At 35.1% G+C, this 13,064-nt stretch carries 11 protein-coding genes; 5 read left to right on the forward strand and 6 right to left on the reverse strand.

The window, feature by feature from the left end; all coding sequences use genetic code 11:
* The first annotated feature begins 2 nt into the window (after positions 1 to 2).
* From glgD to BK574_RS14175, 3 genes are read left to right on the forward strand one after another with little or no spacing between them, the layout of a single operon-like run.
* The gene (gene glgD, locus BK574_RS14165; RefSeq protein WP_078429055.1) at positions 3 to 1,109 is read left to right on the forward strand and encodes a glucose-1-phosphate adenylyltransferase subunit GlgD; all 1,107 of its coding nucleotides are present in this window, start codon (positions 3 to 5) and stop codon (positions 1,107 to 1,109) included.
* 51 nt (positions 1,110 to 1,160) lie between these two features.
* A complete protein-coding gene (gene glgA, locus BK574_RS14170; protein WP_142247971.1) occupies positions 1,161 to 2,585 on the forward strand; it encodes a glycogen synthase GlgA in 1,425 nt (474 codons plus the stop codon).
* A 12-nt stretch (positions 2,586 to 2,597) separates the two neighbouring features.
* Positions 2,598 to 5,027 carry a glycogen/starch/alpha-glucan phosphorylase gene (locus BK574_RS14175; protein WP_078429056.1) on the forward strand — a complete coding sequence of 810 codons (2,430 nt, stop codon included), beginning with the start codon at positions 2,598 to 2,600 and terminating at the stop codon, positions 5,025 to 5,027.
* A gap of 69 nt (positions 5,028 to 5,096) precedes the next feature.
* Here the strand turns inward: BK574_RS14175 and BK574_RS14180 are convergent, their stop codons facing one another.
* The 6 genes from BK574_RS14180 to BK574_RS14205 all read right to left on the reverse strand — a co-directional run bounded on the left by BK574_RS14180 (position 5,097) and on the right by BK574_RS14205 (position 11,174).
* Positions 5,097 to 5,846, reverse strand: a complete 750-nt coding sequence (locus BK574_RS14180) for a glycerophosphodiester phosphodiesterase family protein (RefSeq protein ID WP_078429057.1) — start codon at positions 5,844 to 5,846, stop codon at positions 5,097 to 5,099.
* A 195-nt stretch (positions 5,847 to 6,041) separates the two neighbouring features.
* On the reverse strand, positions 6,042 to 7,169 hold the full coding sequence (ald, locus tag BK574_RS14185) for an alanine dehydrogenase (RefSeq protein ID WP_078429058.1): 1,128 nt from the start codon (positions 7,167 to 7,169) through the stop codon (positions 6,042 to 6,044).
* 113 nt (positions 7,170 to 7,282) lie between these two features.
* Complete coding sequence (locus tag BK574_RS14190; protein WP_078429059.1) at positions 7,283 to 8,533, reverse strand: PucR family transcriptional regulator; 1,251 nt, start codon at positions 8,531 to 8,533, stop codon at positions 7,283 to 7,285.
* 320 nt (positions 8,534 to 8,853) lie between these two features.
* Positions 8,854 to 9,774, reverse strand: a complete 921-nt coding sequence (locus BK574_RS14195) for a proline dehydrogenase family protein (RefSeq protein ID WP_075388400.1) — start codon at positions 9,772 to 9,774, stop codon at positions 8,854 to 8,856.
* A gap of 101 nt (positions 9,775 to 9,875) precedes the next feature.
* Complete coding sequence (locus BK574_RS14200) at positions 9,876 to 10,901, reverse strand: potassium channel family protein (RefSeq protein WP_078429060.1); 1,026 nt, start codon at positions 10,899 to 10,901, stop codon at positions 9,876 to 9,878.
* Between the two features lie 60 nt (positions 10,902 to 10,961).
* Positions 10,962 to 11,174, reverse strand: a complete 213-nt coding sequence (locus BK574_RS14205) for a hypothetical protein (protein WP_075388401.1) — start codon at positions 11,172 to 11,174, stop codon at positions 10,962 to 10,964.
* 488 nt (positions 11,175 to 11,662) lie between these two features.
* Between BK574_RS14205 and trhA the strand changes: the two genes are divergently transcribed.
* Together trhA and BK574_RS14215 are read left to right on the forward strand one after the other, a co-directional pair.
* Positions 11,663 to 12,313, forward strand: coding sequence for a PAQR family membrane homeostasis protein TrhA (gene trhA, locus BK574_RS14210; RefSeq protein WP_078429061.1), 651 nt, complete (start codon positions 11,663 to 11,665; stop codon positions 12,311 to 12,313).
* Positions 12,314 to 12,525: 212 nt separating this feature from the next.
* Positions 12,526 to 13,041, forward strand: a complete 516-nt coding sequence (locus tag BK574_RS14215) for a DUF3231 family protein (RefSeq protein ID WP_078429062.1) — start codon at positions 12,526 to 12,528, stop codon at positions 13,039 to 13,041.
* Positions 13,042 to 13,064: the final 23 nt, after the last annotated feature.

A 13,064-nucleotide genomic window follows, 5' to 3' on the forward strand; every position in this document is an offset into this window, starting at 1 on the left:
AAATGGATTCTATGATGGGTGTTATTAATTTAGATAGTGAATTAGATTTACTAAACGAATTAACTTATTTTCGTTGTGGTGCAGCTGTACCATTTGGGGGAAGGTATCGTTTAATTGATTTTGTTTTATCTAACATGACAAATGCTAAGGTCGGTGATATCGCCGTCTTTACTAGAAGAAAATATCGATCGCTAATGGACCATCTTGGTACAGGAGCAGCCTGGGACTTAGACCGAAAACGTGGTGGTTTATTTATCCTTCCACCTGATTGGAATGATCCTTCCGACATATCCCAAGGCGATCTTCAACATTTTCATAATAACCGAGATTTCTTTGATCGAGCCATTTCCCAATATGTATTAATTACAGGTAGTCAAAATGTAGCCAACATTGATTATAACCAAGCTTTTAAATATCATATTGAAACAGGCGCAGATGTAACCGTCATTTACAAGCCTGTTCCAAACCTAGCAGAAGAACATAAACAATGTCACAAGATTGAAATGGATAACACAGGAAGAATAACTGCCATTACAAACGATCATTCTAATCATTATGTATCGTTAGACACGATAATTATCCATAAAAAACTATTAATGGATATCGTTGACCATTGTATTGCTCGTCGAATGGATAATTTCTTTAGAGATGGCATTATCCAAAACTTAGACCAACTCAAAGTGATGGGTTACTCTTATCACGGCTATTTAGCTGTCATTAACTCTATTGAAAGTTATTATAAACATAGTATGTCATTACTTGATCCGAAAATTTATCGTAACTTATTCTTTAAAGAAAACCTCATTTATACGAAAGTAAAAGATGAACCACCAGCAAAGTATTTAAAAAACTCTTCTGTAAAAAATTCATTAATTGCTAATGGATGCGTTATTGAAGGGACAGTCGAAAACAGCATATTATTCCGTGGGGTTCACGTTGAGAAAGGAACAACCATAAGAAACTCCATTGTGATGCAACGTTGTGATATTAAAGAAAATAGCTTACTCGAAAATGTTATTTTAGATAAAGATGTGGTTTTATCCGTTGATCGAACACTCGTCGGTTGTAGCGAACAACCATATGTAGTTGCAAAACGTAAAGTAATATAATTTACATGCGGTACAAAAGAAATTTTAATGTCCTATAAGGAGATGGAAAAATTGAACGTACTCTTCATTGCATCAGAATGCACACCATTTATTAAGACGGGTGGATTAGCCGATGTTATCGGTTCTCTACCCTCCTCCTTAAAAAAAACTGGTGTCAATGTATCCATTATGTTACCCAACTACAGTGATATCCCAGAAGAATATAAGGAACGAATGACACTAGTAAAAACATTAACCGTCCATGTTGGCTGGAGAAAACAATATTGTGGGTTAATGAAAATCGTTCATCAAGATATGACGTATTATTTTATTGATAATGAGTATTATTTTAAGCGCAAAGGTCTTTATGGACATTATGACGACGGTGAACGCTTTGCATTTTTTAATCATGCGGTTATCGATGTGCTTCCTTATTTAGACGAAAAACCACAAGTTATTCATTGTCATGATTGGCAAACAGGTCTAATACCTGCATACATTAAAACTATGTATACATACCAACCGTTTTATCGTGATATAAAGACAGTGTTTACAATTCATAACCTTATGTATCAAGGGATTTATCCTGCAACCATCTTTCAAGATCTTCTTAATTTTTCAGATGAGCACTATTTTGGAATTGAATTCAATGGCTGTATTAATTTTATGAAAGCCGCCCTTTTTCACGCCGATATATTAACAACGGTGAGTGAAACATACTCAAAAGAAATTCAGTATCCTTATTTTGGTGAGAATTTAGATAATATCCTTGGTCATCGAAAAGAAGATTTACACGGAATTGTGAATGGGTTAGATTACGATGAGTATAATCCCCAAACCGACCCGTATATCTTTAAGAATTTCAAACATTCACCCATTGAAAAGTTGGTAAATAAGCTTCTCTTGCAAGAAGAGTTAGGGCTTCCAAAAGCAGAAGACATTCCAATGATTGCGATTGTAAGTCGGTTTGTTGAGCAAAAAGGGTTTCCACTTATTACTCATGTTTTAGAAGAGCTCCTTTCCCTAGATATTCAGTTAGTCATTTTAGGAACGGGAGATGCAGAATTTGAGCATGCATTTAAGGATGCCGCATATCGTTATCCCGAGAAAGTTTCAACACGTGTTACCTTTAGCGAACCTCTAGCTAGGAAAATTTATGCAGCATCTGATTTGTTTTTAATGCCTTCACGCTTTGAACCATGTGGAATTGGTCAGCTGATCGCCTTAAGATATGAAAGTGTTCCAATTGTAAGAGAAACTGGTGGATTGAAAGACACAATTGTACCTTATGATGAGTTTACTAGTAGCGGAAACGGATTTAGCTTTACCCATTACAATGCACACGACATGCTATATACGATTAAACGAGCAATTGAATTTTATCATGACAAAGACCATTGGTTTACATTACTCGAAAATGTTTATCAAGCTAATTATTCATGGGAACATTCGGCCAAACGTTATACAGATCTGTATATGAAAACCTTAAAGGGTTAAGGAGTGGAGAGTATGTTTTCAAGCAAAGAGTCATTTAAACTCGCTTTTATCGATAATTTGGAAACAAAGTTTGGAAAAGTACTAGAAGAAGCCACCCCTATGGAAATTTACCAAACGATTGGAACGCTCGTGAAAGAAAAAATGAATAGAAGTTGGATGGCAACGAATAAACGGTATTTAAAAAATGAAGAAAAACAAGTTTATTATTTTTCAATGGAGTTTTTGTTAGGAAGACTACTAGAAAGTAATTTACTTAATACAGGTACATTAAATATTGTTAAGGAAGCACTATTAGAATTAGGAATTAATCCAGAACATATTTTTGAACAAGAGCATGATGCTGGTTTAGGTAATGGTGGTTTAGGTCGGCTCGCTGCTTGTTTTTTAGATTCCTTAGCTTCTCTCGGACTTCCAGGCCACGGAGTTGGAATTCGATATAAATACGGACTATTTCAACAAAAGTTGATAGACGGACATCAAGTAGAACTACCAGATTATTGGTTAGAAGAAGACTATGTTTGGGAAGTACGTCGCTCTGATAAAGCAATTGGGGTTCGTTTTGGTGGAGAAGTACACCCTGAGGTTGTCGATGGCAAATTGATATTCCATCATACCGATTTCGAAACTGTTATGGCTGTTCCATATGATGTTCCTATTGTTGGTTACGAAAACCAAACCGTTAATACGTTACGTTTATGGAGTGCCGAGTCAACGACTAACGATTTCAACTTCCATTCTTCTAATAGAAATGACTATTATAAATATCTAGAATACAAACGTTCAATTGAATCCATTTCCGAATTTCTTTATCCCGATGATTCATTTTACGAGGGGAAACTACTTCGCCTTAAGCAACAATATTTTCTTGTTTCAGCTGGGATTCAAAGCATCATTAAAATGTTTAAACACAAATATAACAATGACTTAAAAAAGTTGCCCGATAAAATTACATTACAAATTAATGATACTCATCCAAGCTTAGTCGTCCCAGAGTTAATGAGAATCTTAATTGATGAAGAAGGCTTAGGTTGGGATGAAGCCTGGCAGATTACTACTCAAACAGTCGCATATACAAACCATACAACATTGAGTGAAGCACTTGAGAAGTGGCCCGTTTCTTTAGTTCAACAGCTTATTCCACGAATTTATATGATTATTGAAGAAATTAATGAACGGTTCTGTCAAATGCTATGGTTCGATTTCCCTGAATTACGTGATAAAATTCCGCAAATGGCTATCATTGCCTATGATCAAGTTCATATGGCTCATTTAGCCATCGTTGGGAGTTTCAGTGTTAACGGCGTAGCAAAAATTCATACAGATATTTTAAAAGCAAAAGAAATGAAAGACTTCTATACTGTTTATCCAAATAAATATAATAATAAAACAAATGGAATTACTCATAGGCGTTGGCTCATGAATGCGAATCCAAAATTAGCCGATTTAATTAGTGAAACTATCGGTAATAAGTGGATCAGCCAACCAAAAGAACTAATTGGTTTACTAAAGTATGCTTCTGATCCAGCGTTTCAGCAAAAAGTGAGTATGGTCAAACAAGAGAATAAAAGAACACTCGCCAAATTAATTAAAGAGCAATGTAATATTATAGTTGATGAACAGTCCATTTTCGATGTTCAAATTAAACGACTACATGGATATAAACGCCAACTAATGAATATTTTCCATATTATTCATTTATATAATGTACTAAGAGAAAATCCAAACCTAGATATAACACCGCGTACTTTTATTTTTGGTGCCAAAGCAGCACCTAGTTATTACTTTGCAAAAGAGGTCATCAATCTTATTGTCACAGCGGCCAATCTAATTAATAATGACCCGATTGTTAACAATAAACTAAAAATCGTTTTCCTTGAAAACTACAGTGTTTCTCTTGCTGAACAAATTATTCCAGCAGCCGATGTTAGCCAACAAATTTCAACAGCGAGTAAAGAAGCCTCTGGAACAGGTAATATGAAACTCATGATGAATGGTGCACTAACACTCGGAACGTTAGATGGAGCTAATCTAGAGATTAAAGAAATGGTTGGAGACGATAATATTTTCATATTTGGTTTAACAGCTGAAGAAGTGTTAAATTATTATCAATATGGTGGCTATAATGCTAGATATATCTACAATACTGATCATCGTATTCGAACTATACTCGATCAATTAGTCAATGGATTTTTCAATAAAGATGAATATGAATTTAAGGATATTTATTACAATATACTTTCAAACAACGATGAGTTTTTTGTTTTAAAAGACTTCGATAGTTATATTGAAGCTCAAGAAATGGTCGATCAAAATTATCGAAATCAAAAAAATTGGTTAAAGAAAAGTATTACCAACATTGCTCATTCAGGTAAGTTCTCCAGTGACCGTACGATTTCCGAGTATGCTAGTGAAATATGGCAACTAAGCCCTGTTCAAGTTTAATAGATAAACACCTTACGACAAAAAGGCTTTGAGGTAACCTCAAAGCCTTTTTGTTATTTATCCTATTCCTTATTTATAATTAGATAGTTCCTCTCTAATTTTTAGAGCGATATGTGGGTAATCTGTAAATATTCCTTTAACACCCAATTGGTACGAATATTTCATCATTTCTACATCATTGATCGTATAAGGTCTAACTTGGATGCCAGCTCGAAGTAAGGCCTTCGTTTCTTCGTTTAACATCATAGGATAATAATAGTGAAAACCTTCTGTACCAATCGATCGAATATAGGATAACGGCTGGTACATACTTGATGTAACGATAATTGCCGTTTCAATAGTTGGTCCTTCTTTTAATATGTTTGCTATTAACACATGGTCAAAGGAAGATATTAAAACTTGTGTACTCATTTTATATTGATCGATAAGCATTTTTACTTTTTCCCACAAATCTTCACGGTCACAAGCTACCCCTTTCAACTCTAGATTTACTTTCAATGGGTAGTTCCTCGCCCATATTAAAACTTCCTCTAACGTCGGAACTCGCTCCTTACGATATTCCTCACTAAACCAAGCACCTGCACTATACGTTCGTATTTGTTGAAAAGTATGATCACGAACCAATCCTTGCCCTTCTGTCGTACGATCCAACGCTAAATCGTGAATAATAACTGGTACTTTATCTTTTGTTAACTGTACATCCATTTCAATTGCTTCAATCGGTAGCTTTGCCGCTTCTTTAAATGCGAGCATTGTATTTTCAGGATATAGTGCAGATAATCCTCGATGTGCAATAACCTCAGTATGTATATTATTCATTTTTATCACCTACTCTTTTATTTTAGTGTTACGCATGTATTATTGGTTTGAAGCTGAAGAAAGGATAACAATGTATTATTTTATGTATATTAATTGCAACTAATTTATATATTTAGTTTTCACCTTAAAAAAGGAAAAACCCACATGGTTTTTCCTTTTACTTCTATATTAACATTCTAGGGATAACAAATTTAATTAAGCGGTTACTTCAGTGATTACCTCTTCAACAGGGACATATGCCATATCTAATGCTGTTGCAACTGCTTCATACGTAATCGCACCATTTGCAACATTGACTCCTAGTTTCAGTGGACCATTTTCAGAAAGCGCTTTTTGAACACCTTTGTTTGCGATTTGTAACGCATAAGGAACAGTAACATTTGTCAAAGCAATAGTAGATGTACGTGGAACTGCACCTGGCATATTCGCAACTGCATAATGAACAACGCCATGCTTTACATATGTCGGATTATCATGTGTTGTAATTTGGTCGACGGTTTCGATAATTCCGCCTTGATCAATGGCGACATCGACTACTACTGAACCGGGTGACATCGATTGGATCATTTCCTCGGTAACAAGCTTTGGTGCTTTTGCTCCAGGAATTAGAACAGCTCCAATAATGAGATCGCTTTCCTTTACAGCTTCAGCAATATTAAATGGATTTGAAATTAACGTTTGAATTGAATTTCCGAAAATATCATCAAGCTGTCGTAGTCGCTCAGGATTTAAGTCGATAATCGTTACTTCTGCGCCTAAGCCAATTGCAATTTTCGCTGCATTTGTACCAACCACGCCTCCACCAATAATTGTAACTTTACCTCTTTTCACACCTGGAACACCCGAAAGTAGTATTCCTTTACCACCTTTAGGCTTTTCAAGGAACTGTGCACCAATTTGTGCTGCCATTCGTCCTGCTACTTCACTCATTGGAGTAAGTAATGGTAAAGTACGGTTAACTTCAACTGTCTCATAAGCTATTGCAGTTACTTCATTTTCTACTAAAGCTTTTGCTAAGTTAGGTTCAGCTGCTAAATGTAAGTAAGTAAATAAGATTAGTCCTTTACGAAAGTATTCGTATTCTGATGGTAATGGTTCTTTTACCTTCATCACCATTTCCGCTTGAAGCCAAACTTCTTTGGCAGAAGCAACCATTTGCGCTCCAGCTGCTATATAATCTTCGTTAGTAAACCCGCTTCCCACTCCTGCTTTGTCTTCAATTAATACTTTATGACCTGCATTTGTTAATGTAACAACTCCAGCTGGAGTCAAAGCGACACGGTTTTCATTATTTTTTATCTCTGTAGGAACGCCTATAATCATTGGACATGCCTCCCATAATCTAGATACTTTACTAAATTATATAAGGTATACACGATTTTGGCTTTGTGTATTTTTTAAAAAAAGAGCAAGCTTTTTTGTGTAATTTTACAAAGTTACTTTCCCATCCATTTTCTTATTTTAAATTCTAAATATAAGTCGATCTTTACTTTAGGATCTTTATACTTAATACCCGTTAATTCTACAATTCTTTTCATTCGATAATTTAATGTATTTGGATGAACATGTAATTCCTTCGAAGCTTCATTTACATTACCATCCGTATTCAAAAAAACTTCTAGTGTTTCCAACAAATTGGTTTGGTTTTTCTCATCGTAATCTGTTAAAAACCTAATCGGAAAACAATCCATACTTTCTTCTTCCGTTTTTCTATCAATCAAGATATCAAGATACTTAAACACTCCCAACTCCCAATACCCATTCACTGACGTTAACTCACTAGCATATGTTTCTTTTAAATCCACTACAGTTAAAGCTTCATGATAAGCTTTATCAATACGTTCAATTTTCGTAAACAAATGACTACAACCACCGATCACTTTAATAGGCTTTTTTTCTTTTTCACTAAAAGAATGTACGATGTCTTCAATCAAATGTGGTAGCTTTTGTAACGTAATCTGGGAATGTTTCGGTGAAAGTAATAATGTAAAATCATATTGATCGATATGGTAAAATACCATCTCTATGTCATGATTGGCATGAAGATATGTTATAAATTGTTGTTCTTGTCTAGCTGTTATTCTTGTAGAAAAGCGGAAAATCGCAATCGAAAAACGTTCCGGAATGTCAACTTGAAGTTTGTTAAATCCTGAAATAATATCTTCTTTCTTTTGATTACTTTTGTTAAGTAATCGCCAAAAGAAACGCTGTTGACCTTCTGTTTCTTTTCTTTGTTGGAGACGGTGCTTCAGTAAAAACATTCGAAGAGTTTGAGCCGCTTCCGTAAGAATTTCAAAACCAACAGTATCTAACGTATTTTCCATTTCTATGACCCAAATGTATCCTAATACATCATCTTTTTGGCGAATCGAAATGGCCACTCGATTTCCTAAACCAATATCTTGGATCGCTTTTATCCTTATCGGTTGACTACTTTCATTTAACTTTTGAATAATTCCTTGCTTCCACAAACGTTGAGTTACTTTAAACGGAACTTGCCGACTAATAATGGTCTCTAGTCTAGCGGGGTCTGTATGAATATCATGCTTACTATACGTGATTAATCGATGGGTCTCATCTTCTAGCGTAACAGGGCAATGAAGTAGCTCACTTATTTTATCTACTACTTCTTGTAAATTACTGAATGCTACCTTTAATTCATCTTTTTTTGAGTTATATTCACTCATTTTCTATCCCCTTGTTCGTTCGTCATCTCTACCTCTATTGTACCGAATTATTAATCTACTAACTAGGAGTATGTTGGAAACTTTAGGATCAGAGAACATAAAAAAAACGTTCAGTACAATTCAGAACGTTGGTCCATATTGGGAGTATTGTGGGTGAAAGTGAAACTTCCACCAGTGAGGTTTTCCTCTTCCCCCACTGATGGTTAGTTGAGGCTCACACAGACGTTGCCACAGGACGTGGCTCATTTAATCTTGGTTCAATTAGTTGTTACTAGCAGTTTATCCCCTACTATTTATTCCTTCCACATCATACTTTCAGTCTAAGATTTTGAAAGCAATCCTTTCAAAGCAAATGACACGTTTTGAGGACGTTCTGCTAGCCTTCTCATGAAGTACCCAAACCAATCATTTCCATATGGTACATAGACCCTCATCTTATATCCTTCTTTTGCGATTTGTTCTTGTAATTCCGTTCTAAAACCAAATAGCATTTGAAATTCAAATTGGTCCTTACTAATTTTTTCTTCCTTACAAAAACCTTTCACCTTATCTATAATATGATGATCATGAGTTGCAACCGCTGTATAACTTCCACTTCGTAAATGTTGCTTTATCATCACTAAATAATTGGCGTCAATTTCTTCCTTTTTTTGATAAGCAATCTCTGGTGGTTCTTTATACGCCCCTTTGACAAGACGAAGATTTAAACCTTTTAAGTGTTTTACATCATCTAACGCCCGGTACAAATAAGCTTGAATAGCTGTTCCAACTAAACCAACATATTCATTTCTTAATTTTTCTAACAAGTCAATCGTTTGTTGACAATGAGAATAGTCTTCCATATCAATCCGAACGAAAATACGATGTTTTTTTGCACACGACAATATTTTTTTCATATTTTCATAACATAAACGCGAATCGACATCTAGGCCAAGCTGAGTAAGTTTTAAGGAAAGATTACAATTCACACCCGTTTTGGCTATCGCATTCAATGTACGAATACAATAGTCTGCGGATTGTATAGCCTCTTCTTTTGTTGTGACAAACTCACCTAAATGATCAACTGTACAAACTAACCCTTTTTGATTAAGCTGACGAACGACCTTCATGGCTTGAGAGATCGTTTCACCAGCCACAACTTGAGAAGCTCCTAATTTTAAACCCCATTTTCTTGCGCTTTGATTTAATAGTTGGTTTTTTGATAAGAACAAAAAGAAGTTTCTAAGAATTACATGGACCATATGCAAAACCCCTCACTTCTAATGTTCAGTAATGTCACCTCCCTCATACTTATTGCATAATAATTGTCAATATGTATAATTGGTTAAAATCAAACTGATTTTTACTGCATTTTTATTTTTTTATAAGTTGGCTCATCACAGATAACATATAACTTTGCACCATCTGGTACTTCATCGTGCAGTCGACGAATAATGCTAAAATCATTACCATGAGATAATAAATTAGCCCCCATCTGTCTTAGTGCATCAAACGCATCATTGTATGTTTTCCAATCTTGTTTTTTCTCAATTTCCCATACGTTATCAGCATATTCTCTACTCAATAAATGCATAAATACCTTCGTTGAACCTTTATGTAATGCAGACTTCGCCATTAAATCAGAAAACGCCTCGCTAGATAAAACAAATTCATCTACTCGTGCATGTTTAAAAGTGGGAATGTGACTTTCCCGAACAATTTCAACGATCGTATATATCTCTTTTTTCTTCTCACTAGCTAAATGTTCAATAGAAGAAGCAATTAATAATGACCTTCCATCAACAAATAACGGATCATCGACAGTGTCTGGTGCAAAAATAAGCACCGCATCTGCTTGTGTAATGTTTGCTTTTTCAAGAACTGTAGGGTCAGTAGCATCACCTTGAATATAATGAATTTGTTCTTTTGCATAAGGCGTTACTTGGTGAAGGTCAATAATAAGGACATGAGCTGTTTCTTTGGCTAACAAAAGCTCATCAATTGTTTTTTTCGCCTTTTGGGACCATCCGATGATAACATAATGATCCCTTCCTTTATATCGCAATTTCCCTTCCTCCTTGAGTTTTCGGTAAACACCTACTCCTTCAACCATTTTTCCAATAAAAACTCCAATTAACGTAATACCAAAAAGATACAAAAAAAGGGCAAACCATTTTCCAGCAATTGTTTGCGGTACAAAATCACCATATCCTGTCGTTGTAATCGTCGTCATGACATACCAAAAACCTATAAAAAGCGTAGGAAATGTTTCAGGTTCCAAGTAATGAATGATAAAAGAGCTAACGATAATGAAAAGAGTTGTTCCAATAAGTAAAGTAATATTTTTTACTTTCACTACGATCTTCATTAAGTCGAAGATGAATAACACAACTTCTCACTCCTCAACTTACATAGATGCCAAGCACCTTTAAGATGATCAATGTACTCCCTATAAGTTTTCATTTTGTTGTTTAATTTCTTCTCCTGCAATGCCTTCATTAGCTTCTTCTTGCTCTTTATGTTTATTTACCGAGTCACCAGCATAATATGCATTCGTGTTATTTGGTGCATAGCTACTCATATCAGAACGAATCGTATATTCTTCCTTTTGTGGTGTATTGGTTAAGGTTGGGTTATCTTGAGCATAATTTTTCTTTTTCATCTAAGAGCATCTCCTCTAATTTGTAGTGTAGTAATCACTTTAATGCGATATTACTTAGGGTTTCTAACATAGGAAATAATTATGTATCATCTACTTGATCAATAAGAATGATTGCTGAAACAGACTGTAATATCTTCACCTACGATTAGTATCTTGCAACCTTAATAATTGGACATTTCTCAGAATGGCAACTCCTATAGTCCTTCTATTTAAAAAATCACCAGGTTTGCTACCTAGTGATTTTAGATGTAATGTTAGTCCCCTGCACTATAATGCGACTCATTTCAACAGGCTTATGCTATTTGATTAACATTGGAATGTAGGTGAGATGTTCTAATCAGGTTGAGTCGAGACTCCATCTGATTCCCCAATGTTCCAGTTTGCTGAAACGAGCTCGCTTGATCATCTACATCCTTCTACTCATCGTATTTTTCTTAGTAATAGCGTATACTGAGAAGATGAAATGTTTTCTCGAAAGGGTGTAATATTTGGCTAAGACTCATACATTTACGAAGAAAGAAGAAGTTGTTAATGCGATCACTCATGGAATTGGAGTAGTTCTGAGCATTACTGCGCTTGTTTTCCTAATAATATTTTCTGTGAAACACGGAACCGCTTGGCATACCGTCAGCTTTACAATATATGGTGCCACAATGATCCTACTTTATGTTTCATCAACGCTTGTTCATAGTTTTCCTCCAGGAAAAGTAAAAAACTTATTTGAAATATTTGACCACTCAGCAATTTATTTATTTATCGCTGGCACATACACACCATTTACTTTAGTTGTCTTAAATGGTGCTCTCGGATGGACCTTACTTTCAATTGTTTGGGGGATTGCTATCATTGGGGTGGTTTTTAAATCATTTTTCACGAAACGCTTTTTATATTTATCGACGATCCTGTATATTGCCATGGGTTGGATAATCGTTATTGCGTGGAAACCACTTGTAGATACACTTCCATTTGAAGGAATGGTGTTGTTAGTATTAGGCGGTATTTTTTATACTGTAGGCACTATTTTTTATGTGTGGCGAGGCTTTCAATTTCACCATGCAGTTTGGCATTTATTCGTATTAGCAGGCACGGTTGCTCATTTTTTTGCAGTCATTAAATATGTCCTACCCATAAGTATATAAAACTTAGAAGAGGTTGATGAAGTCAACCTCTTTTTTATGTGGACGAAATACATTTCTTCCAATCAAGTCACTCCTTGCTAGCCATCCATGCGCGATTTTAATTAGGCTAATTAGAGTTCCAACTTAATTGTTAACTTTACTATTTTTCCCTCTCATGAAAAAACTGCTGCTTGCTCATAATAGCTTTGTACCAAAAAGAAGGAGGGGATTAAATGGGAATTTTAAGTGGAAATCAAAAAAATGAACCTTTACATTATGGAGAAATATCTAGCTTATGGGCTTATTTATCAGGAGTAAATGCTCACATAGCAGAATATCAAACACTTTTTAACCATACGGGTGATGATGATCTTCGGAAGTTTATTGAAGATAAAATTAACAATGCCATGAAGCCTCAAGCCCAAGAAATTGAAACGATATTAAAAGAGAATGGAATCGCTATTCCTCCAGCTCCGCCTGAGCGAGCAAATGCAAATATTGAAGAAATCCCTGCAGGTGCAAGATTTAATGATCCTGAAATTGCTAATGCAATTAGTATGAATATTGCTACAGGTCTCGTTTCTTTAAGTCAGATTATGGGGCAAAGTACACGAGAAGACATTGCTATGATGGCAGGCAAATTCCACGTTGAAAAAGCTCAATATGGCTTACGCCTTTTGAAAATGCAAAAGGAAAAAGGTTGGTTAATTGTACCACCTTTACACACGAAAATACCTGAGCTTGTTTAACTAAAAATACCCTCTAGTGCAAA

It is taken from the genome of Alkalihalobacterium alkalinitrilicum (assembly GCF_002019605.1).
In the GTDB taxonomy this organism is placed as follows: Bacteria; Bacillota; Bacilli; order Bacillales; family Bacillaceae_F; genus Alkalihalobacterium; species Alkalihalobacterium alkalinitrilicum.

Coding starts and splice junctions, on each gene's coding strand:
- ald (WP_078429058.1), bottom strand. CDS start 7,169: ATGATTATAGGCGTTCCTACAGAGATAAAAAATAATGAAAACCGTGTC.
- BK574_RS14205 (WP_075388401.1), bottom strand. CDS start 11,174: ATGAAAAAGAAAAATTATGCTCAAGATAACCCAACCTTAACCAATACA.
- BK574_RS14175 (WP_078429056.1), top strand. CDS start 2,598: ATGTTTTCAAGCAAAGAGTCATTTAAACTCGCTTTTATCGATAATTTG.
- BK574_RS14215 (WP_078429062.1), top strand. CDS start 12,526: ATGGGAATTTTAAGTGGAAATCAAAAAAATGAACCTTTACATTATGGA.
- BK574_RS14180 (WP_078429057.1), bottom strand. CDS start 5,846: ATGAATAATATACATACTGAGGTTATTGCACATCGAGGATTATCTGCA.
- BK574_RS14195 (WP_075388400.1), bottom strand. CDS start 9,774: ATGGTCCATGTAATTCTTAGAAACTTCTTTTTGTTCTTATCAAAAAAC.
- BK574_RS14190 (WP_078429059.1), bottom strand. CDS start 8,533: ATGAGTGAATATAACTCAAAAAAAGATGAATTAAAGGTAGCATTCAGT.
- glgD (WP_078429055.1), top strand. CDS start 3: ATGGATTCTATGATGGGTGTTATTAATTTAGATAGTGAATTAGATTTA.